Origin of the sequence: Streptomyces sp. CB09001, from assembly GCF_003369795.1 — a bacterium.
Taxonomy (GTDB): domain Bacteria; phylum Actinomycetota; class Actinomycetes; order Streptomycetales; family Streptomycetaceae; genus Streptomyces.
Genome location: NZ_CP026730.1, coordinates 7,159,255 through 7,181,301, shown reverse-complemented (window position 1 = coordinate 7,181,301; position 22,047 = coordinate 7,159,255). Strand labels below are relative to the sequence as shown.

Below are 22,047 nucleotides of genomic sequence, written 5' to 3'. Positions count from 1 at the left end.
GTGGGGTTACCGTCGCGGCCGCTCCTAAACCGGCCCCGCGTCCCCTCGCGGCCGTTCGCGGGTCCCCTCCCCCTACGCGGGCGGCGGCGCCGTGCTCGCGCGGGTCACCAGCCGGGTGGGCACCAGCGTGGTGCCCCGCTGCGGACCCGCCTCGCGCATCGTGCGCAGCACGGCCCGCACGCACAGCCGCCCGACCTCGGCGAAGTCCTGGTGGACGGTGGTCAGCGGGGGCAGGAAGGAACCGGCCTCGGCGATGTCGTCGAAGCCGATGACGCTGACGTCCTCGGGCACGCGCCGGCCGCGTTCGTGCAGGGCGCGCAGCAGGCCGAGGGCCATCTGGTCGTTGGCCGCGAAGACGGCGGTGCAGTCCTCGCGGGCGGCGAGTTCCAGGCCGGCCCGGTAGCCGGACTCCGCCGACCAGTCGCCCCTCACGAGCGGCGGCGGGGTGCGGCCGGCCTCGGTGAGGGTGCGCCGCCAGGCGTCGGTGCGGCGCTGGGCGGCGAAGGAGCCTTCGGGGCCGCCCAGGTGCCACACCGTGTCGTGCCCGAGGTCCAGCAGGTGGCGCACGGCGGCGCGGCTGCCGCCGGCCTGGTCGGTGTCGACGACCGTGTAGGTGTCGCCGGCGTCGGAGTCGACCACGACGACCTGGACGTGCGGCGGCAGTTTGAGGGAGGCCGCGTCCAGGAGGTGGACCTCCATGATGACGATGACCGCGTCGACGGCCAGTTCCTCCAGCCGCGAGAACGCGCCGCGCACCTCGTCCTGGGTGGGGACGGCGACCGGGAGCAGCGTCACCGCGTACCCCTCGCTCGCCGCGGAGGTCGCGATGGCCTCCAGGGTGCGCACGTTGCCCGTGGTGGCCAGCGTGAAGGTGATGACGCCGATGGTGCGGAACTCGCCCCGCTTGAGGGCCCGGGCCGCGCTGTTGGGCCGGTAGCCCAGCTCCTTCATGGCCGCCAGCACCTGTTGCCGGGTCTCCTCGGTCACGCCCGCGTAGCCGTTGGAGACGCGGGAGACGGTCTGCGAGGAGACTCCGGCCAGCCGGGCCACGTCCGCCATGGAGGCCGTGCGGTCCCGGCCGCGCCGGGGTGGCACGGGTGCGCTCGTCGGGACTTCCTCAGCCGTGCTCACTCGCCGTCAGCCGCCTCTCTGTCGCTGTCGGGTCCCGGTGCGGAAGGACCCTTGACCGTCGTCATCGGGGCAGTGTAGACATGCCGCCATCAGATGTTTACGTAAACATAACAGGTCGTCGCTCTTTCGCGGTGCGCCATGTTTACGTAAACATCAGGCGAAGCTCCAGGACGTGGACGAGCGAGGAACGACATGACGACGCTGCAACCGCCGGCCGCCGCCGAGCCGCGGCCGGCTCCGCCCCCGGTGAGGCGGGACCGCCGTTCCTGGACGGGGTGGGGCTTCCTCGGCCCCTTCGTGGCCGTCTTCGCCCTGGTGTTCCTCGCGCCCCTCGCGTACTCGGTCTACCTCAGCCTCTTCCGCGACCAGCTGATCGGCGGGACCACCTTCGTCGGCCTCGACAACTACGGCGAGGCGCTCAAGGACGACCGGTTCTGGGCCTCGCTCGGCCGGGTCTCGCTCTTCCTCGCCGTACAGGTGCCGATCATGCTCGGCATCGCGCTGCTCGTGGCCCTCGCGCTGGACAGCGGCCGCCTCTACGGCCGGAGCTTCTTCCGCATCTCCATCTTCCTGCCGTACGCCGTGCCCGCCGTGGTGGCCACCCTGATGTGGGGCTTCATGTACGGCACCCGCTTCGGCCTGGTCGGTGACATCAACGGCGCGCTGGGCGTCTCGCTGCCCGACCCGCTCTCCCCGGACCTGGTGCTCGCCTCCATCGGCAACATCGTGACCTGGGAGTTCGTCGGCTACAACATGCTGATCTTCTACTCGGCGCTGCGCGTCGTGCCGCACTCGCTGTACGAGGCGGCGCAGATCGACGGCGCCGGGCAGATCCGCGTGATCACCGCCATCAAGCTCCCGGCCATCCGCGGGGCCCTGGTGATCGCCACGATCTTCTCGATCATCGGCAGTTTCCAGCTCTTCAACGAGCCCAGCATCCTGCAGCCCCTGGCGCGCAACGCGATCACCACCGACTACACGCCGAACTACTACACGTACGCGCTGTCCTTCAACGGGCAGCAGCACAACTACTCCGCGACGGTCGCCATCGTCATGGGGCTGATCACCATGGTCATCGCCTACGCCGTGCAGCTGCGCGGCATGCGCAAGGGAGTGTGAAGCAGCGATGACCAGTCCCGTCGCCACCGCCTCGGACCGTTCCGCGCCCACGCCGTCCGGCACCTCCCGCTCCGCCCCGCGGCTGCGTACCCCCCGGCGCCGGCACTCCGCCGACCAGCCCCGGCGCAGCGTGCTGCTGACCGTGCTCACCTCGCTCGTCCTGCTGTACAGCCTGGTTCCGCTGGTCTGGCTGGCCATCAGCGCCACCAAGACGCAGGAGGGGCTGTCCCGTTCCGCCGGGCTCTGGTTCGACGGCGACTTCGCGCTGTGGGACAACATCACCGAGACGTTCACGTACCACGACGGCGTCTTCACCCGCTGGCTGCTCAACACCCTGCTGTACGTGGGGCTCGGCGCGGGCGGTGCCACCTTCCTCGCCGTGCTCGGCGGTTACGCGCTCGCCAAGTTCGACTTCCCCGGCCGACGCGCCGTCTTCGCCGTCGTCATCGGCGCGGTGGCCGTGCCGGGGACGGCGCTGGCGGTGCCGACCTTCCTGATGTTCAGCAAGATGGGCCTCACCAACACCCCCTGGGCGGTGATCATCCCGTCCCTGATCTCGCCCTTCGGCCTCTATCTGATGTGGGTGTTCGCGACCGAGGCCATCCCGACCGAGCTGATGGAGGCCGCCCGCATCGACGGGGCGGGCGAGGTGCGCACCTTCTTCCGGGTCGCCCTGCCGCTGCTGGCGCCCGGCATCGTCACCGTCCTGCTGTTCACCATGGTCGCCACCTGGAACAACTACTTCCTGCCGCTGGTCATGCTCAAGGACCCCGACTGGTACCCGCTGACCCTGGGGCTCAACAGCTGGAACCAGCAGGCCGCGACCGCGGGCGGCGAGGCCGTCTTCAACCTCGTCGTCACCGGCTCGCTGATCACCATCCTGCCGCTGATCGCCGCGTTCCTGCTGCTCCAGAAGTACTGGCAGTCCGGTCTCGCCGCCGGAAGCGTCAAGGAGTAGCCCTCCCCCGTCCCTCGCCCGCCTCCCCCGACCACAACCTCGCCAACCCTCAACGGTGCCGGTTCCGGCCACGAAGAAGTGGAAGCACGCCCATGCCCACACACCTGACCAAGCACTCGCGCCGCCTCCTGCGCGGCACGGTCCTCGTCTGCGCCCTCGCCCTGGGAGCGAGTGCCTGCGGCGACTCCGACGACGGGGGATCGAGCCAGAAGGCCGTCTCCGAGGCGGACATACAGGCGGCCCTCAAGGAGGGCGGCACCATCACGGTCTGGGCGTGGGAGCCCACCCTCAAGCAGGTGGCCACCGACTTCGAGAAGAAACACCCCGGCGTCAAGGTCGACCTGGTCAACGCCGGCACCAACAAGGACCAGTACACGGCGTTGCAGAACGCCATCTCGGCGAAGAAGGGCGTCCCGGACGTCGCCCAGATCGAGTACTACGCGATGGGCCAGTACGCCCTGACCAAGCAGCTCACCGACCTCAAGTCCTTCGGCGCCGACAAGCTCTCCGCCCAGTTCTCCCCCGGCCCGTGGAACGGGGTGAAGGCCGGTTCGGACGGCGTCTACGCGCTGCCGATGGACTCCGGTCCGATGGCCCTGTTCTACAACAAGAAGGTCTTCGACAAGTACGACATCAAGGTCCCCACCACCTGGGCCGAGTACCTGGACGCCGCCCGCGACCTGCACAAGGCCGACCCGAAGGCGTACATCACCGCCGACAACGGCGACGCCGGGTTCGCCACCAGCATGCTCTGGCAGGCCGGTTCGCGCCCCTACACGGTCGACGGCACCAAGGTGAAGATCGACTTCTCCGACCAGGGCGCCAAGACGTTCACCGGCACCTGGCAGCAGCTGATCGACGAGAAGCTGCTCGCCTCCGTGCCCGCCTGGACCGACGAGTGGTACAAGGGCCTCGGCGACGGCAGCATCGCGACGCTGGCGACCGGCGCCTGGATGCCCGCCAACCTGGAGTCCGGCGCGAAGGCGGCCTCCGGCGACTGGCGCGTCGCCCCGATGCCCCAGTGGAAGGCGGGCGACAAGGTCAGCGCCGAGAACGGCGGCAGCGCGCTCGCGCTCCCGGAACTCGGCAAGAACGAGGCACTGGCGTACGCCTTCGTCGAGTACGCGAACGCGGGTGACGGCGTGCAGACCCGGCTGAAGAACGGCGCCTTCCCGGCGACCACCGCGGATCTGCAGTCCACCAAGTTCCAGGACACCGCGTTCCCGTACTTCGGCGGCCAGAAGGCCAACAAGATCTTCGCCGAGTCGGCCGCCGAGGTCCCCGACGACTGGTCGTACCTGCCCTACCAGGTCTACGCGAACTCGGTCTTCAACGACACCGTCGGCAAGGCCTACGTCTCCGGCACCACGCTGGCCGAGGGCCTCGAGTCCTGGCAGGAGGCCTCGGTCAAGTACGGCGAGGAGCAGGGCTTCACCGTCGAGAAGTAGCGCACGCCCCCACCGGAAGGACCGCCATGATCTCCACCCTCCACTCCCGCCTGCACCGCGGGGCGGACGGTGCGCCCGCCCCGCGTCTCGCCTACGGCGCCGACTACAACCCCGAGCAGTGGCCCCGGGAGGTGTGGGAGGAGGACGTACGGCTGATGCGGGAGGCCGGGGTCAACATCGTGTCGCTCGGCATCTTCTCCTGGGCCCGCATCCAGCCGGGGCCGGGCACCTGGGACTTCGCCTGGCTCGACGAGGTGATGGACCTGCTGCACCGGCACGGCGTCGGCGTCGACCTGGCGACCGCCACCGCCTCCCCTCCGCCGTGGCTGACCACCGCGCATCCCGAGATCCTCCCGGTCACCGACCGGGGCGAGACGCTGTGGCCGGGAGCGCGCCAGCACTGGCGCCCGACCTCGCCCGTCTTCCGGGAGCACGCCCTGCGCCTGGTCCGGAAGCTGGCCACCCGCTACGCCGACCACCCGGCGCTCGTCGCCTGGCACGTCAACAACGAGCTGGGCTGCCACAACGTCTACGACTACTCCGACGACGCGGCCCGTGCCTTCCGGGACTGGCTGCGCGCGCGGTACGGCACGACGGACGCCCTCAACCACGCCTGGGGCACGGCGTTCTGGTCGCAGCGCTACGGCGACTGGGCGGAGATCCTGCCGCCCCGGCTGGCGGCCTCGCATCCGAACCCGACCCAGCAGCTGGACTTCAAGCGCTTCTCCTCGGACGCGCTCAAGGACCACCTGCGCGCGGAGCGGGACCTGCTGCGGGAGCTGACCCCGGACGTCCCGGTCACCACCAACTTCATGGTGATGCCCGGCACCAAGGGCATGAACTACGCGGACTGGGCCGGCGAGGTCGACTTCGTCGCCAACGACCACTACGTCGTCCCGCACCCCCAGGCCCGCGACGAGCTGTCGTTCTCGGCGAACCTCACCAGCGGCATCGCGGGCGGCCGTCCGTGGTTCCTGATGGAGCACTCCACCAGCGCGGTGAACTGGCAGCCCGTCAACCTGGCCAAGCAGCCCGGCGAGATGGCCCGGGACTCGCTGACCCACGTGGCGCACGGCGCCGACGCGGTGTGCTTCTTCCAGTGGCGCCAGTCGGCGGCCGGAGCCGAGAAGTACCACTCGGCGATGGTCCCGCACGCCGGTGCGGACAGCGACCTGTTCCGTGCGGTCACCGCGCTCGGCGACACCCTGAAGGCGCTCGCGCCGGTCGCCGGGAGCGAGCGGGAGCCGGCCGCGGTCGGCATCGTCTTCGACTGGGAGTCCAGGTGGGCCAGCGAGCAGGACTCGCACCCCACCTCGCTGCTCGACTACCACCAGGAGGCGCTCGACTGGTACTCGGCGCTGCTCTCCCTGGGCATCCGCGCCGACGTCGTCACCACCGGCGCCGACCTGAGCCGCCACCGGGTGCTGATCGCCCCGGTGCTGCACATGGTCCCGGCCGAGCTGGCCAAGGACCTCACGCGCTACGCCGAGCAGGGCGGTCACCTGGTCACCACGTACTTCTCCGGCATCGTGGACGAGCACGACCACGTCTGGCTGGGTGGTTACCCGGGCGCGCTGCGAGACCTGCTCGGCATCCGTGTCGAGGAGTTCGGCCCGCTGCCCGCCGGACAGAGTGTGGAGCTGGACGGCGCGGGCAGCGGGGATCTGTGGACCGACCGGATCACCGTGACCGCGCCGGAGACCGAGGTCCTGGCGCACTACCGCACCGGCACCCATGCGGGCCGCCCCGCCGTCACCCGGCGTCCGGCGGGCGCCGGTTCGGCCGCCTACGTCTCCACCCGGCTCGGCGCCGACGGGCTCGCCGCGCTGCTGCCGAGGCTGCTGGAGGCGGCCGGGGTGAAGAGCGAGCTGCCCGCCTCGGTGCGGGGACGGGTCGAGGCAACCGTGCGCCGGGGCGCCGGGGGACGGTTCCTGTTCCTGGTCAACCGGACCGACGAGACCGTGACCGTCCCCGGGCTCGCCGGAGAGGTCCTGGTGGGCGACACCGGTGACGAGGGCGCCGTCGTCCTGGCGGGCCGAGGGGTCGCCGTCCTGCGCACGCCCACCTCCTAGGCCCCCCGCACCACCCCATGCTCCCCGGAGCGGGCACGGCCCGCCCCGGGGCCATCCCCCGCTGCCCCGAACCCGGTGGCGGGGGCCACCGCAGCGACCACACCTTTCCGTTGGGAGCACACGATGGCACGCCGTACCCGCAGCAGACGCCTCCTCGGCGCCGCGGTCCTGACCGCTCTGACCACCGGGGCCGCCCTGCTCGGCGTCCCCGCACAGGCCGATCCGGCCGCCGCCCCCGCCTCCGTCACCGTGCGGCCGGACCCCTCGTACCAGCAGGAGGCGTTCGAGGGCTGGGGCACCAGCCTGGTCTGGTTCGCCAACGCCACGGGCGACTACCCGCCCGAGATCCGCGAGAGGCTGGCCCGCCTCCTGTTCGGCGAGAACGGCCTCGGACTCAACATCGCCCGCTACAACATCGGCGGCGGCAACGCGCCGGACGTCAAGGACTACCTGCGGGCCGGCGGGGCGGTAGAGGGCTGGTGGCAGGCGCCCGCGGGCACCACGCGCGAGGACATCGACTGGTGGAGCGCCGACGACCCGGCCGACTGGAACGAGGACGCCGACGCCACCCAGCGCTGGTGGGTCGAGCGCATCAAGGACGACATCGACCACTGGGAGACGTTCAGCAACTCCCCGCCCTGGTTCATGACCGTCAGCGGATACGTCTCCGGCGGCTTCGACTCCTCCGCCGACCAGCTGAAGCCCGAGTCGGTCGACGACTTCGCCGCCTACGTCGCGGGGGCGACCAGACGGCTGGAGAAGGCCGAGGGCATCGAGGTCGACACCGTCGACCCGTTCAACGAGCCCAACACCCCGTACTGGGGTACACAGCTCGGCGCGGACGGCGAGCCCGTCGGCGGCCGGCAGGAAGGGGCCCACATGGGTCCCGAGCTGCAGCGCGAGGTGCTCCGAGCCCTCGCCCCGGCACTGAGGAAGGCGAAGGTCAAGGCTGACGTCTCGGCCATGGACGAGACCAACCCGGGCACCTTCGCCAAGAACTGGAACGCCTACTCCGCGGCCGACCGGGCGCTCGTCGGGCAGATGAACGTCCACACCTACGGCACCGGGCAGCGCACCACCGTGCGGGACCTCGCCAAGGCCGCGGACAAACCGCTGTGGATGAGCGAGGTGGGCGGCGACTGGGGCGACGGCCAGGACTTCGAGGACATGCGGCCCGGCCTCGGCCTCGCCCAGCAGATCGTCGACGACCTGCGGGAACTGGAGCCCCGCGCCTGGGTGTTCTGGCAGCCCGTCGAGGACTACGACAACATGAAGCCGGGCGGCGAGTCCGCGAAGGGCGGCAACTGGGGCAGCATCCAGCTCCCGTTCGACTGCACGGCCCAGGACACCCTGGAGACCTGCCCGATCCGGACCAACACCAAGTTCGACGCCGCCCGCAACTTCACCCATTTCATCAAGCCCGGCGACCGGCTGATCCAGACGGACGACACCTCCAGCGCCGCCGCGGTCACCCGCGACGGCAAGGGCGCCTCGCTCGTCCACGTCAACCGCACCACCGAGGCCCGCACGGTCACCCTCGATCTGTCCAAGTTCCGCGACGTGAGCCGCCGCGCCACCGTGACCCCGGTCGTGACCAGCGCCGACGGCAAGCTGGAGAAGCAGTCCCCGATCAGAGTGAGCGACCGCACGGCCACCTTCACCGTGCCCGCCCAGTCCGTCACCTCCTTCGCGATCGAGGGCGTCTCGGGGGTCGCGAAGGACGCCGCCGCGCTGCGCAAGGGGCACACCTACACGCTGACCGGCGTGCAGAGCGGCAAGGCCGTCACCGTGGCCGCGGACGGCACGAACCTGGTCCTCGGGACCGGGGCCGACGCGAGCGCCCGGCAGTGGCGGCTGAGCGCGGTGCGCCACGACGGCGGCGTCCGCGACCGCTACGTCTTCACCCGGCCCGAGGACGGCACCCGCCTCGCCGTGCGCGACGACGTCCCGGTGGCCGAGCCCGACACGGGCAGGCCGGACCGGGCCGCCGAGTGGCTCGCCTCGAGCACCGGCGACGGCACCTGGACCCTGGTCAACGCCGCCACCGGGCGCCTGCTCGAAGTGGGCGGCCAGGCCACCCACGACGGTGCGGCCGTCACGACCTGGCCGCCCAACTCCGGTGCCAACCAGCGCTGGACGCTGACGGACGGGTCCGCCGGCTGATCCCTTCCCAGGTTGCCGGCGGTCCCGTCCGCACGCTCGCCGAGGTGCGGACGGACCGTCGGCCCACCCCGTTCGGACACGAGAGGACCGCATGACCACCGACCCCCGTGAGCGCGAGGTCCGCCGCAGGATGGCGGCCCGTGAGCTGTACGCGGACGGCGCCCCGGGCCTGGAGGGCCTCGCCGAGGAGCGGCTGCGCGGCAAGGAACTGGCCGACGCCTACAACCGGACCGGCGCGCGGGACGAGGAGGGCCGCCGGGCACTCCTCAAGGAGATGCTCGCCTCGCTCGGCACGGGGGTGTGGATCGAGCCGCCGCTGCACGTGGCCTACGGCAACCGGATCCACCTGGGCGACGACGTGTACGCCAACTTCGGCCTCACCCTCGTCGACGACGTCGAGGTCTTCGTCGGCGACCGGGTGATGTTCGCCCCGCACGTGACCGTCAGCACCACCGGTCACCCCGTCCACCCGGATCTGCGCAGGGACGGCACCCAGTTCTCGGCTCCGGTGCGCATCGAGGACGACGTGTGGATCGGGGCCGGCGCGCTGATCATGCCGGGGGTGACCGTCGGCCGGGGCTCGGTGGTCGGTGCGGGCAGCGTGGTGACGGCACACGTGCCGCCGATGACGGTCGTCGCCGGGACCCCGGCCCGGGTACTGCGCGAGATCACGGACGCCGACCGCGAGTGGACCTACCGTCCGCCCCGCACCCTGGGCCCGGGTCGGGACGGGGGACCGGGGTGACCGGCAACTTCCGCCGCCCGCCCGGCACATGGCACGGCCACACCGCAGTACGATGATCCAGAACTGCGGCGGAGCGTCACCCTCCCGGACCACGGAGCCTGCCATGACCACGGACCACACCCAGCCTCCCCAGATCGACACCGGCCGGGCCCACCCGGCGCGGGTCTACGACTGGCTGCTGGGCGGCAAGGACAACTACCCGGTCGACGAGGCGGTGGGCGAGACGCTGCCGCCCGAGGCACGGGACGCGGCGCGGCAGAACCGCGCGTTCATGAACCGCGCGGTGGCGCATCTCGCCGCCCGGGGCATCGACCAGTTCCTGGACATCGGCACGGGCATCCCGACCGAGCCCAACCTGCACCAGATCGTCCAGCGGACGGTGCCCGGGGCCAGGGTCGTCTACGCCGACAACGACCCGATCGTGCTGCGGCACGCGGAGGCGCTGCTGGTGAGCAGCCCCGAGGGGGCCACGGACTACATCCAGGCCGACGTCCGCGAGCCCGAGGAAATCGTGCGGCACGCGCGCGGGATCCTGGACTTCGACCGGCCGATCGCGCTGTCGCTGATCGCGCTGATGCACTTCGTTCCGGACGACCAGGACGCCCACGGCATTGTCCGGGGACTGGTGGAGACCCTCCCGTCGGGCAGCCACCTGGTTCTGTCGCACGCCGCGATCGACCTCTTCCCGGAGCTGGCGGAGCAGGTGATCGCCCAGTACGCCAAGGGCGGCATCCGGCTCGGCTTCCGCACCCGGGCGGAGGTCACCCGTTTCTTCGACGGCCTGGAGCTGGTGCCGCCGGGCCTGGTCACGGCCACCGAGTGGTCCGGCGAGGGCCTGGAGCCGCCCGCGCCGGAGGAGAGCGGTATCTACGCGGGCGTGGCGCGCATCCCCTGACGGGCACGGGACCCGGGGCGCGGACTCCGGTGCGCGGACTCCGGTGCGCGGACTCCGGTGCGCGGGTTCAGCGACGACGCCCGCGTACCGCCCGGCCGCTGCCGATCCCGGCGACGTGCAGGGCGAGCAGGGCGAGGCCGATGAGCATGACGTTGGTGGAGGTGAAGATGTCGTTGGTCGACACCTCCGCCGCGTTGATCAGCCAGGCGATGAGGAACAGAACCGCCGCGACGATGGCGAGCACGGTGTACACCCTTCGGATCGGCGGCACCGGGGCGGTGCCGTATCTCGCGTATGCCCCCGACGGGGTGCGTGACACGGCGGACAACGCCGAGCGCGGCCGCCGGGGCCCCAGGTAAGGCGAACCTAAGATCAGATAATGTTGCGTGTGCAACAACCATCGGGACAACCCTTCCGGCGGTTTCGCGAGCACACCTGGGAGCCGGCCTTGCCACACACGATCGAGACGGCCGGAGACCGGCCGGACGCCGCCACCGCCTCCGACACAGCCACCGCCACCGCCGAGGGCTGGGTCGAACTCGGCTCGCGCGCACAGCTGCGCGAGCTGCTGGGCGAACCCTGGCCCCTCGTCATCGACAAGGTGCACGACCGGCTCACGGACGAGGACCGGCACATCCTGGCCCGCTCCCCCTTCTGCCTCCTGGCGACCTCCGACGCGGGCGGCAACTGCGACGTGTCGCCGCGCGGCGACACCCCCGGCTTCACCCACGTCCTCGACTCGCGCACCCTCGCCCTGCCGGACCGGGCGGGCAACCGGCGCGGGGACAGCTTCCACAACATCCTCGACAATCCGCACGCCGGCCTGCTCTATCTGATCCCCGGCGGCAAGGAGGTGCTCCGGGTCAACGGCCGGGCCCGCATCCTCACCGACGCGCCCTTCTTCGACGCGATGGTGCGCGACGGACGGCGTCCGGACCTCGCCCTGCTCCTGGAGATCGACGAGATCTACCTCCACTGCCCGATGTCCCTGAACCGGGCAGGACTGTGGAAATCCGGGCCTTCGCAAGCGAGTTGAGCCCATCGCGCGGCCCCAGGCCGAGGGACGGCACAGCGCCCGCGGCGCCCGTGTGACCCCCGCCTCTACCAGCACTATTTAGGTTAGGCTAACCTTCACCGCGTGAGATCAGGTGAAGACGCAGCAGCCGGTACCCCGCGCCTGCGCGGACATGAGCTGTCGGCCACGGGCGTGACCGTCGCGTACGACGGTGTGGATGTCGTGCACGACGCCGGGGTCAGGCTCAGGCCCGGCGAAGTGACCGTCCTGGTGGGCCCGAACGGCAGCGGGAAGTCGACGCTGCTGCGGACCGTCGCCCGGCTGCAGCGGGCCCGCAGTGCCACGCTCAGCCTGGACGGCACCACCGACGGGCTGGCGCTGACGTCCCGTGAGTTCTCGCGGTACGTCGCCCTGCTGACGCAGGGACGTCCGACGCCCGGCGGGCTGACCGTGCGCGACCTCGTCGAGTTCGGCCGCTACCCGTACCGGGGCCGCTGGGGACGGCCCGATCCGGACGGCCCGGCCGCCGTCGAGCGGGCGCTCGCGCTCACCGGCGTCGACGGCCTCGCCGACCGCGGCGCGGACCACCTCTCCGGCGGGCAGTTGCAGCGGGTGTGGCTCGCGAGCTGTCTCGCCCAGGAGACCGGCGTACTGCTCCTGGACGAACCCACGACCTACCTGGACCTGCGCTACCAGGTCGAACTCCTCGACCTCGTCCGCGACCTGGCGGACGACCACGGCATCGCCGTCGGTGTCGTCCTGCACGACCTCGACCAGGCGGCGGCCGTCGCCGACCGGATCACGCTGCTCGAAGCGGGCCGGATCGTCGCCGACGGCCCGCCCGAGGACGTGCTGACGCCGGAGCGGCTCACCGCCGTCTACGGCATCCGGATCGACGTCGACACCGACCCCCTGACCGGCCGGCTGCGCACCCGCCCGATCGGCCGCCACCACATACGCACCCCCCGCACACGAACCCCCGAAAGGCTCGGCACCACCTCATGAGACGCCTCCTGCTCACCGCGGCCGCCACCACCGCCGCGGCGCTCACCCTGGCCGCCTGCGGCACCACCGAACCCGCCGCCGACAAGACGGAGAAGAAGGCCTCCGAGGCGATCACGCTCAAGGACGGCAAGGGCACCGAGGTGAAGCTCGACGGACCGGCCACCAAGGTCGTCGCCACCGAGTGGAACGTCGTCGAGAGCCTCGTCTCACTCGGGGTGGACCCGGTCGGCGTCGCGGACGTCAAGGGCTACAAGACCTGGGACAGCGCCGTTCCGCTCGAGAACGAGCCCAAGGACATCGGCACCCGTGGCGAGCCGAGCATGGACACCGTCGCCTCCCTCGCCCCGGACCTCATCGTCGCCACCACGGACCTCAGCCCCGCCGCGGTGAAGCAGTTGCGCGAGGTCGCTCCGGTGATCGAGGTGACGTCCGCCGACGGCACCGGCCAGATCGACCGGATGCTGGAGAACGTCGACCTCATCGCCAGGGCCACCGGCACCACGGACAGGGCGAAGTCGCTGCGGGACGGCTTCGAGGCCAAGGTCGCCGAGGGCAGGAAGGCCCTGGCCGACGCCGGGATGGCCGGCAAGGACATCGCCTTCGCGGACGGCTACGTCGCCTCCAACCAGGTCTCGATCCGCCCCTACACCGCGACCTCGCTCATCGGTGAGGTCAACGAGGCCGTCGGTCTGAAGAACGCCTGGACGGTGAAGGGCGACGAGGCCTACGGTCTCGGCGCCACCGACGTCGAGGGCCTGACCAAGCTGCCCGAGGACACCCAGTTCGCCTACATCGGCAACGACGACGACCCGAGCGCCACCCCCTTCACGGGTGAGCTGGCCAAGAACTCGGTGTGGAAGTCCCTGCCGTTCGTGAAGGCGGGGGACGTACACCGCCTCGACGACGGCATCTGGATGTTCGGCGGTCCCGGGTCGATGGAGGCGTACATCGACGCCGTCGTCGGCGCGCTGACGAAGTAGCGGGGCCATGGCCGTCACCGCGACCGAACCCGCCACCGAGCCCACCGCGGCCCGTCCGTCGACGGTCCCGTCGTCCCGGTCGGGCGCGGCCGCGGTGACGGCCGGAATCGTCCTGCTGGTCGCCGTCCTCGCCGTCGTCGACATCACCCAGGGCACCGCCTCCGTCGGCCCGTCGGAGGTCTTCAAGGCCCTGACCGGGCGGGCCGACGCCGACGACGCGTCCGTCGTCGTCGCCTCCCGGCTGCCCCGGATGACCGCGGGGCTCCTGGTCGGCGCCGTCCTCGGCATGGCCGGCTCCGTGCTCCAGGCGGTCAGCCGCAACGTGCTGGCCTCGCCCGACACGCTCGCGGTGAACGCGGGGTCCTATCTGGCGCTCGGGCTGGCCGGCGCCACCGGCCTCTCACTGCCGATGCTCGCCTCGTCCGGCATCGCCTTCGTGGGCGGCCTGGCGGCGGCGGCCGTCGTGCTCGGACTGTCCGGACTCGGCACGGGCACCGTCCGGCTGGTGCTGGCCGGCACCGCGCTGATGCTGGGTCTGCACTCCATGACGCAGGCACTGCTGCTGCTCTTCCCGGAGCAGACGAAGGGCCTGTACGAGTGGAACCAGGGCAGCATCGCCCAGAACGGCTTCGACGGCGTCCTGCAGATGCTGCCGATCGCCCTGATCGGGCTCGTGGGCCTGATGCTGACGGCCCGCCGGGTGGACGCGCTGGCCCTCGGCGAGGACGCGGCGCGCGGTCTCGGCGTGCCGGTGCGGGCCACCCGGGTCACGGTCGTCGTGCTCGCGGCGCTGCTGTCCGCCGCCGCGGTGACGCTCGCCGGCCCGATCGGCTTCGTCGGCCTGTGCGCGCCGGCCCTGGTGCGCCCGCTCGCCCGCCGCTTCCGCGGCTTCGCCCGCTCCCGTACGGCGATGCCCGCCGCGGCGCTCACCGGCGCGGCCCTGGTGCTGGGTTCGGACGTGCTGCTGCGGGCCCTGGTCGGGGGCGACCGGGCGGTGTCCGTGCCCACGGGTGTGGTCACCAGCCTGGTCGGCGCCGTGTTCCTGGTCGCCATGGCGCTGCGGGTGCGGGACACCGCCGGGGCCGGGGCGCCGGACCGGCTGCGGATCCCGGGCCGGGCGGTGTTCCTGGCCACGGTCGCCGTCCTGGTCGTGGTCCTGGTCGGACTCGTGATCGCCGCAGTGCTGGTGGGCGACAGCAAGCTGCTGCTCGGTGACGTCGTCAACTGGGCCCAGGGCCGGGCCGGTCGGACCGTCTCCTTCGTCCTGGACACGCGGGTCCCGCGCGTGCTCGCCGCGCTGGGCGCGGGCGCGGCGCTCGCCCTGGCCGGCACGCTCGTGCAGGCCGTCACCCGCAACCCGCTCGCCGAACCGAACGTCCTCGGCGTGACCGGCGGCGGCGCGCTGGGCGCGGTGATCCTGGTGACCACCGTGCCGGCCGCCGGGACGTGGGGCGTGGCGGGAGCCGCGTTCGCGGGGTCCGCGGTGACCGCCGTCCTCGTCTTCGGGCTCGCCGCCCGGGGCGGTTTCCGGCAGAACCGGCTGGTCCTCGTCGGCATCGGCGTGGCCTCCGGGACGGCGGCGCTGATCAGCCTGCTGATCGTGCTCACCGACCCCTTCAACGCCAACAAGGCGCTGACCTGGCTGTCGGGTTCGACCTACGGGCGGACCATGCCCGACGTCGTGCCGGTCGCGCTGGCGCTGCTGGTCGGCATCGGTGTCGCGGTCGCCCGGCGCACCGAACTGGACCTGATCTCCCTGGACGAGGACACGCCGCGGCTGCTCGGTCTGCGGCTGGCGCCGGGGCGCCTGGGCTTCCTGGTGCTGAGCGTCGTCCTCAGCGCGACCGCGGTGGCCTGCGCCGGCACCATCGGGTTCGTGGGGCTGGTGGCGCCGCACGCCGCCCGCGCTCTGGTCGGCCGTCGGCACGTGCGGGTCGTGCCGGTCGCGATCCTCCTCGGTGCCACGCTCGTCTGCGCCGCCGACCTCCTCGGCCGCACGGTCATCGCCCCGGCCCAGCTCGGCGCCGGGCTCATGACGGCGGTGATCGGGACACCGTACTTCCTGTACCTGCTGGTCCGGAGCCGTCGCTAGGCACGCCGGGGGAGAGAAATCCGGGTGCCGGCGAGCCGTGTGCCCCCGTACGGTGCGGGCATGGACCGGCGCGCCGCGGACGGGGGCCACGCGGGCCTGCTGAACGTCATCGACCTCGAGGCCACCTGCTGGGACGGGCAGCCGCCGCCCGGCGAGGTGAGCGAGATCATCGAGATCGGGCTCGCCGTGGTCGACCTCGACGCCCGGGAGCGGGTGGCCCGGCACCGGATCCTGGTGCGGCCCGCCCGCTCCCGCGTCAGCGCCTTCTGCACGGAGCTGACCGGCCTCACCCGGGCCGAGGCCGACCGGGGTGTGGGTTTCGCCGCGGCCTGCGAGACGCTGGTGCGCGAGCACGGGGCGGGCGTGCGGCCCTGGACGAGCTGGGGCGACTACGACCGGAAGCAGTTCGTCCGCCAGTGCGCGGCCGACGGCGTGCCGTACCCCTTCGGCCACCCGGCCGAGCGTGCGCACACCAACGCCAAGGCGGTCTTCGCCGACGCCCACGGACTGCGCCGACGCCCCGGCATGGCGGCGGCCCTGGAGATCGCCGGGCTGCCCCTGGAAGGGCGGCACCACCGGGGCGTGGACGACGCCTGGAACATCGCGGCACTGGTGCTGGGGCTGGCCGGTCGGGATGCCTGGCCCGGCTCTTGTTAGACGCGACGTCAAGTTACTGAACCGTAATGAGTCAGGTGCTACCCCTGGTAACTCCTGTCCGGTTACCGTCCCGTAACCCCACAGGAGCAGCGCGACCACGGACCTGACCCCACGGGACCGCGGACGACCGGATCCGGCCCTTCCCCAGGAGGTTCGCCATGCCCCCACGTCCACGCACGCTCGCCGCGGCGATCGCCGCCGCCCTCGCCCTCGGCGCCCAGGCCGTCCCGGCCGCCGCGGCCGACGGCCCGGCCGGCGGCTCGACGGCCACGACGTCCCGCGGCGTCGAGATCCCCGCCTTCTACACCCCGCCGTCCGAACTGCCCGGCGCCGACGGCACGCTGATCCGCAGCGAGCCGCTCCCCCTGGCGCTCAGCCTGCCGGGCATCGACGGCCCCCTCCCCGGCCGGGCGACCCGGCTGATGTACAAGTCCACCGACGCGAACGGCGAAGCGGTCGCCGTGACCGGCGCCTACATCGAACCGGCCGCCAAGTGGCGCGGCGACGGGCCGCGCCCCCTGGTCGCCGTCGCGCCCGGCACCATGGGGCAGGGCGACCAGTGCGCCGCCTCGATGGCCCTGGAGCACCCCCTGCGACTCAACGGCCGGACGGTCTCCGTCGGTTACGAGGACCTGTCGGTCTACCGGCTGCTGCTGCGCGGCGTCGCCGTCGTCGTCACCGACTACGTCGGCCTCGGCACCACCGACCGGCTGCACACCTACGTCAACCGTGTCGACGGGGCCCACGCCGTACTGGACGCCGTGCGCGCCGCACGCTCCCTCGACTCGGCGTCCGTCACCTCCGCCTCCCGGGTGGGTCTGTTCGGGTACAGCCAGGGCGGCGGCGCCACGGCGGCAGCGGCCGAGCTCCAGCCCTCCTACGCCCCGGACGTCCAACTGGCGGGCACCTACGCCGGCGCCCCGCCCGCCGACCTCACAAAGGTGACGAAGGCGATCGACGGCAGCGACCTCGCGGGCGCCCTGGGCTGGTCGCTCAACGGCTTCCTGCAGACCGAGCCCGCCCTGCGGCCCATCGCCGACCGGTACATCAACGAGGCGGGGCAGGAGGCGCTGAAGGACCTGTCGACGATGTGCGTGGGCGACGCGCTCTTCGGCTACGGCGGCGACAGCAGCACGGACTGGACGAGGACGGGGCAGTCCATCAGCGACGTCATCCGCGCCGAACCCGCGCTGCAGAGCTTCCTCGCCGAGCAGCGCATCGGCTCGATGGAGCCCGGCAGCCCGGTCCGCGTGGCCACCGGCGTCAGCGACGACCTGGTCCCGCACGGCCAGGCTCGCCAACTGGCCGTCGACTGGTGCGGCGAGGGCGGGAAGGTGACCTACGTCCCCGTGCTGCTGCCGGGCGTGGGCAGCGGCCTGCTCAACCACTTCGCCCCGTTGCTCGCCGATCAGGGCAACGCCATCGCCTGGCTCACCGACCGGCTCTCCGGCGAGCCCGCCGGCTCCAACTGCTGGAGCATGCCCGTACAGCCCTGAGCCCTGCCTCCGGCATGCGCCGACCCCGGGTTCCTGCACAGAATTCGCTCAGGCGAATCGTGGTGGAGCGACGGAGAGGCGACGGTGTGGTGGAGGCGAAGCCCGACGGCGGGTCCGGTCCGCCGGGCGGGGCGAGGATGCCGGGCACGGTCGCGCACCTGCCGCGGCAGGTGCGCGAGGAGCTGGCCCGCCGGCTCCGCCGCAGCGGGCGGGCCTTCCGCGAGGAGGACGTCCAGGTCGTCGAGGCACCGCTGCTCAAGCGCGCGGTCGGGGCCTCGGCGCTCGGCAACTGCATGGAGTGGTTCGACTTCGGCGTCTACAGCTACCTGGCCGCCACCATCGGGAAGGTGTTCTTCCCCGGCGCCTCCCCCGCCGCCCAGGTCGTCTCCTCCTTCGCCACCTTCGCCGCGGCCTTCGTCGTACGCCCGCTCGGCGGCCTGGTCTTCGGGCCGCTCGGGGACCGCATCGGACGGCAGAAGGTGCTCGCCACCACCATGATCATGATGGCCCTCGGCACCTTCTCCATCGGCCTCATCCCCAGCTACGCCACCATCGGTATCGCCGCCCCGATCCTGCTGCTGCTCGCCCGGATGGTCCAGGGCTTCTCCACGGGCGGCGAGTACGGCGGCGCCACCACCTTCGTCGCCGAATACTCACCCGACCGGCGGCGCGGCTTCCTCTCCAGCTGGCTCGACTTCGGCACCTTCGTCGGCTACGCCCTCGGCTCGGCGCTGGTCACCGTCCTGAACCTGGCGCTGACCGACGCCCAGATGCTGCACTGGGGCTGGCGGCTGCCGTTCCTGATCGCCGGGCCGCTCGGCATCATCGGCCTGTACATGCGGCTCAAGCTGGAGGAGTCGCCCGCCTTCCAGCAGCAGCTCGACGAACACGAGAAGGGCCTCGCGCAGGAGTCGGCGGGCAGCGAGTTCAAGACCATCGTGCGCGAGCACTGGCGCCCGCTGCTGGTGTGCATGGGCCTGGTGCTGCTCTACAACGTCACCAACTACATGGTGACCGGCTATCTGCCGACGTACCAGACGGAGACCCTGGACCGCTCCAGCGGCTTCGCGGACGTGCTGGTGCTGATCGGCATGGTGTGGATCGTGCTGCTGATCACCTTCCTGGGCCGGCTCAGCGACCACGTCGGCCGCCGTCCGCTCTACGCCACCGGCGCCGCGGCGATGATCGTCCTCGCCGTCCCGGCCTTCCTGCTGCTGAGGTCGGACGGCGTCTGGGCACCGGTCGCCGGGGTCCTGCTGCTGTCCACCCTGCTGGCCTGCTTCGCCGCGCCGAGCGCCGCCACCCTGCCGGCGCTGTTCCCGACCGCCGTGCGCTACGCCGCCATGGCCATCGGCTTCAACTTCGCCGTCGCGGCCTTCGGCGGCACCACACCGCTGGTCGCCGAGGCGCTGGTCAGCATCACCGGGGACGAACTGATGCCCGCCTACTACCTGATGGTCGCGGGCGCCGTCGGCCTGGTGACCGTGAAGTTCCTGCCCGAGAGCGCCCAGGTGCCGCTGCACGGTTCGCAGCCCATGGTCGGCTCCCGGCAGGAACAGGGCGAACTCATCACGACCTCGAAGGACCTCTACAGCTTCTCCAAGGACCGCTCGGGCGCCGTCTGACGCTCGGCCGCGGGCCGTCGTCCGCGCGCGAACGGGCGCGTCGCGCCCGACCCCACGGCGACCCCGGCGAAGACGAGGGCGCTGCCCACGGCCTGGGCGGCGCCGTAGGAACCGGTGCCGACGAGCGGTGCCGTGCAGGCGGCGGCGACCGGGATCAACCCGGAGAACAGGGTGGCGCGCTCGGCCCCGATCCGCTGCATGCCCATGTACCAGCACACGAACCCGACGACGGTGACCACCACCGCCTGCCACAGCAGCGCACCCGCCTCCACCGCGTCCGGACGGCGCAGCCATCCGGACCCGTCGGCCAGGACACCCGCCAGCGCCGACTCGGCCGCCGCGATGCCGCACACCACGGTGGACAGCAGCCGCGGGCCCAGCGGCCGCAGGACGGGCACGGCCAGCACCGCGAAGCCGACCTCGCCGACCAGCGCGCACACGGAGAAGGCGATGCCCGCGCCGTCGGTGCGCCCCCAGCCCTGGACCGTGAAGGCCCCCACGGCCACGAACAACGCGCCGTACAGGACGATCCGTTGCGGACGGCGCCCCTCCAGGAGGGGGACGACGACGGCGACGACCACGGGCGCGCAGCCGACGAAGACGCCGGGTACCGCGGGCTCCGCCGTGCGTTCCGCGGCGAGGACGGCGAGGTTGAAGCCGACCATGCCCACGGCCGCGAGCAGCGCGAGGCGCAGCCACCGGCCGGCACCGAGCGCGCGCAGCCGGGTCGCCGCGCCGGGCCCGGCCAGCGGGAGGAGCAGCAGGAAGGCCAGGCCGTAGCGCAGGAACTGGCCGCCCGCGTACGGGTAGTCGCCGAGCAGGCTGTTGGCGGTGAAGGATCCTCCGACGAGGACGCAGGCGAGCGCGGCGAGCAGGGACCCGCGTGTGGTGGTGGCGTTCATGGCCACGACGCTAGAGAGCGCGGCGGTCCGTCACGGGGTCCACTTCGCGTGCGCCGTCGGGGACCAATCCGCGACGAGGACCGTTCTGACCCGTCTCAGGCGGCGCCGCTCCCCGGCTCGCCGCGCTCGCGGTCCGAACGGGGCCACACGTAGGGCAGGTCGTCGGGTACCCCGGGGAACAGTTCCGCGTACACCGCGGGATCCTTGCGCACCAGTGCCGAGCGGTGGCTGCGGTGGAAGGCCTCGTCGCCCAGCCAGGGCGGCAGTTCCCCGGCGGCCGCCAGGTCCGGCTGGTCGCGCACCGGCTCACCCGGACGGACCGCGGCGAGTCCCGCGACGAGGGAGGCCGCGCAGCTGTCCTGGTGACCGTGCTCGCGCCAGACCCGGCAGACGTCGAGGCCGTACCGGACCAGTGCCTCCTCGTAGCCGGTCCACATCCGCACCGCCGGGTGCCGGCGCCAGCCGTAGCCGGGGACGGTGAGCCCGCGCAGCACCTGGAGCGCCTCGACGCGCTGTTTGCCCAGGCGGCGCCGGTCCAGGGCGAGTGCCGATTCCCGGAAACCGGGGTGGGGGAGGAAGGTCTGCATGCCGGTTCCGCTCCGTTCGGCCGGGGAAGAGGCCGTGGGCGCGCAGGTGTCCACGGCGTTCGGGGTGGGCGCGCAGGTGTCCACGGCGTTCGCGGTGGGCGAGGTCGTCCCGCCGGGGGGGAAAGCCGGTCCGGTCCGAGGGGGCGGCCACGGCCTCGCCGACGCCGGGTGCGGCCGCCCGCTCCGTCCGGGCCGAGCGGCGTGGCGTGGCTCCCGACGGGGGCCGCTCCGCGCCGGCGCCGGCGGCTAGGTCCTCGTCCCCGCCGCGTGGCCGGCCCGGCCGCCCGCGCCGAGCGGACCGGTGGGTCCCAGTGTCTCCTCGGCCTCCAGACGGGGCAGTTCGTGGCGGGACAGCCGGGCCACCGCGGGCGGCAGTGCCGCGCGCCCCAGCTGCACCAGGCGCAGCCAGCCCGGCACGTACACGGCGCTGCGGCGACGCTCCAGCGCGCGGACCAGCCGGGCCGCGACGTCGTCCGCCGGGAAGGTGCGGCGGGCGGGGGGTGGCAGGTGGGCGCGCAGTTCGCGCAGGACCGGGTAACGGTCGGCGTCGCGGATCATGTCGGTGTCGATCCAGTTGAGGTAGGCGACGCCCACGGCGACACCGCGGTGGGCCACCTCGGCGCGCAGCGAGTGGGCGAAGGCCTCCACGCCCGCCTTGGAGGCGCAGTAGGCGCTCATCATGGGTGCGGCACCGAGCGAGGCCAGTGAGGCGATCTGGAGGTGGTAGCCGGCGGTGTCGAGCAGGTCCGGCAGGAAGGCGCGGGCGGTGTGGGCGCTGCCGGTCAGGTTCACGTCGACGACGCGGCGCCACTCGGCGGGGTCCGTCGTGGCGAAGGGTCCGCCGTGCGCGATCCCGGCGTTCGCCACGACGACCGACGGCTTTCCCAGGCGCCGGCGTGTCTCGCCGGCCGCGGCGGCCAGCGCGGCGGGGTCGGTGACGTCGGTCTCGACGGCGAGCGCCGGGGTCGGCAGGTCCGCCGCGAGGGCGTCCAGTCGGGGCTTCTCGAGACCGAGCAGCGCGATCCGGGCGCCGCGGAGTGCGCAGGCGCGGGCCAGGGCGGCGCCGAGTCCGCGCGCGGCGCCGGTCACCACGACGGTGCGGTTCTGGAGGGGGCTGTCTGTCACCGGTCGGGTCCTTCCTCGGGTGTTGGCGTACC

19 protein-coding genes are annotated in these 22,047 nt (G+C 72.6%); 14 read left to right on the top strand and 5 right to left on the bottom strand.

Going from position 1 to position 22,047, the window contains the following annotated elements; genetic code table 11:
• Window positions 1-72: 72 nt before the first annotated feature.
• Window positions 73-1,131, bottom strand: a complete 1,059-nt coding sequence (locus tag C4J65_RS32975; RefSeq protein ID WP_115745724.1) for a LacI family DNA-binding transcriptional regulator — start codon at window positions 1,129-1,131, stop codon at window positions 73-75.
• A gap of 192 nt (window positions 1,132-1,323) precedes the next feature.
• Between C4J65_RS32975 and C4J65_RS32970 the strand changes: the two genes are divergently transcribed.
• The 7 genes from C4J65_RS32970 to C4J65_RS32940 all read left to right on the top strand — a co-directional run bounded on the left by C4J65_RS32970 (window position 1,324) and on the right by C4J65_RS32940 (window position 10,531).
• Window positions 1,324-2,250: a sugar ABC transporter permease gene (locus C4J65_RS32970; protein WP_115745723.1), complete on the top strand. Its 927-nt coding sequence runs from the start codon at window positions 1,324-1,326 to the stop codon at window positions 2,248-2,250.
• 7 nt (window positions 2,251-2,257) lie between these two features.
• A complete protein-coding gene (locus C4J65_RS32965; RefSeq protein WP_115745722.1) occupies window positions 2,258-3,208 on the top strand; it encodes a carbohydrate ABC transporter permease in 951 nt (316 codons plus the stop codon).
• Between the two features lie 92 nt (window positions 3,209-3,300).
• Window positions 3,301-4,656 (top strand): sugar ABC transporter substrate-binding protein, encoded by a 1,356-nt coding sequence (locus tag C4J65_RS32960; RefSeq protein ID WP_115745721.1) that lies wholly within the window; start codon window positions 3,301-3,303, stop codon window positions 4,654-4,656.
• 26 nt (window positions 4,657-4,682) lie between these two features.
• Entirely contained in the window at window positions 4,683-6,728 is a 2,046-nt protein-coding gene (locus C4J65_RS32955) for a beta-galactosidase (protein ID WP_115745720.1), read from the top strand.
• Between the two features lie 123 nt (window positions 6,729-6,851).
• Window positions 6,852-8,891 (top strand): glycoside hydrolase, encoded by a 2,040-nt coding sequence (locus tag C4J65_RS32950; RefSeq protein WP_115745719.1) that lies wholly within the window; start codon window positions 6,852-6,854, stop codon window positions 8,889-8,891.
• A gap of 91 nt (window positions 8,892-8,982) precedes the next feature.
• Window positions 8,983-9,636: a sugar O-acetyltransferase gene (locus C4J65_RS32945; protein WP_115745718.1), complete on the top strand. Its 654-nt coding sequence runs from the start codon at window positions 8,983-8,985 to the stop codon at window positions 9,634-9,636.
• 103 nt (window positions 9,637-9,739) lie between these two features.
• Window positions 9,740-10,531 carry an SAM-dependent methyltransferase gene (locus C4J65_RS32940; protein ID WP_115745717.1) on the top strand — a complete coding sequence of 264 codons (792 nt, stop codon included), beginning with the start codon at window positions 9,740-9,742 and terminating at the stop codon, window positions 10,529-10,531.
• Window positions 10,532-10,598: 67 nt separating this feature from the next.
• Here C4J65_RS32940 and C4J65_RS32935 read toward each other — a convergent pair whose 3' ends face one another.
• Entirely contained in the window at window positions 10,599-10,775 is a 177-nt protein-coding gene (locus tag C4J65_RS32935; RefSeq protein ID WP_205351105.1) for a hypothetical protein, read from the bottom strand.
• A gap of 204 nt (window positions 10,776-10,979) precedes the next feature.
• Between C4J65_RS32935 and C4J65_RS32930 the strand changes: the two genes are divergently transcribed.
• The 7 genes from C4J65_RS32930 to proP all read left to right on the top strand — a co-directional run bounded on the left by C4J65_RS32930 (window position 10,980) and on the right by proP (window position 19,401).
• Entirely contained in the window at window positions 10,980-11,567 is a 588-nt protein-coding gene (locus C4J65_RS32930) for an MSMEG_1061 family FMN-dependent PPOX-type flavoprotein (RefSeq protein WP_115745715.1), read from the top strand.
• Window positions 11,568-11,669: 102 nt separating this feature from the next.
• Window positions 11,670-12,551 (top strand): siderophore ABC transporter ATP-binding protein CdtA, encoded by an 882-nt coding sequence (gene cdtA / locus C4J65_RS32925; protein ID WP_115745714.1) that lies wholly within the window; start codon window positions 11,670-11,672, stop codon window positions 12,549-12,551.
• On the top strand, window positions 12,548-13,531 hold the full coding sequence (cdtB, locus tag C4J65_RS32920; protein ID WP_115745713.1) for a siderophore ABC transporter substrate-binding protein CdtB: 984 nt from the start codon (window positions 12,548-12,550) through the stop codon (window positions 13,529-13,531). The genes cdtA and cdtB overlap by 4 nt, the downstream gene beginning before the upstream one ends.
• Window positions 13,532-13,538: 7 nt before the next feature.
• Window positions 13,539-15,623 carry a siderophore ABC transporter permease CdtC gene (cdtC, locus tag C4J65_RS32915; RefSeq protein ID WP_115745712.1) on the top strand — a complete coding sequence of 695 codons (2,085 nt, stop codon included), beginning with the start codon at window positions 13,539-13,541 and terminating at the stop codon, window positions 15,621-15,623.
• A 60-nt stretch (window positions 15,624-15,683) separates the two neighbouring features.
• A complete protein-coding gene (locus tag C4J65_RS32910) occupies window positions 15,684-16,280 on the top strand; it encodes a 3'-5' exonuclease (protein ID WP_115745711.1) in 597 nt (198 codons plus the stop codon).
• A 158-nt stretch (window positions 16,281-16,438) separates the two neighbouring features.
• Window positions 16,439-17,776 (top strand): lipase family protein, encoded by a 1,338-nt coding sequence (locus tag C4J65_RS32905; protein WP_115745710.1) that lies wholly within the window; start codon window positions 16,439-16,441, stop codon window positions 17,774-17,776.
• 137 nt (window positions 17,777-17,913) lie between these two features.
• Window positions 17,914-19,401: a glycine betaine/L-proline transporter ProP gene (gene proP, locus C4J65_RS32900; protein WP_115746758.1), complete on the top strand. Its 1,488-nt coding sequence runs from the start codon at window positions 17,914-17,916 to the stop codon at window positions 19,399-19,401.
• On the opposite strand, the gene C4J65_RS32895 is transcribed toward proP, so the two are convergent.
• From C4J65_RS32895 to C4J65_RS32880, 3 genes are all read right to left on the bottom strand, one after another.
• Window positions 19,365-20,303 (bottom strand): EamA family transporter, encoded by a 939-nt coding sequence (locus C4J65_RS32895; RefSeq protein ID WP_115745709.1) that lies wholly within the window; start codon window positions 20,301-20,303, stop codon window positions 19,365-19,367. The two genes, proP and C4J65_RS32895, sit on opposite strands and share 37 nt — an antisense overlap.
• 95 nt (window positions 20,304-20,398) lie before the next feature.
• Window positions 20,399-20,890 carry an MSMEG_6728 family protein gene (locus tag C4J65_RS32890; RefSeq protein ID WP_115745708.1) on the bottom strand — a complete coding sequence of 164 codons (492 nt, stop codon included), beginning with the start codon at window positions 20,888-20,890 and terminating at the stop codon, window positions 20,399-20,401.
• A 246-nt stretch (window positions 20,891-21,136) separates the two neighbouring features.
• Window positions 21,137-22,015 carry an SDR family oxidoreductase gene (locus tag C4J65_RS32880; RefSeq protein WP_115745706.1) on the bottom strand — a complete coding sequence of 293 codons (879 nt, stop codon included), beginning with the start codon at window positions 22,013-22,015 and terminating at the stop codon, window positions 21,137-21,139.
• Window positions 22,016-22,047: the final 32 nt, after the last annotated feature.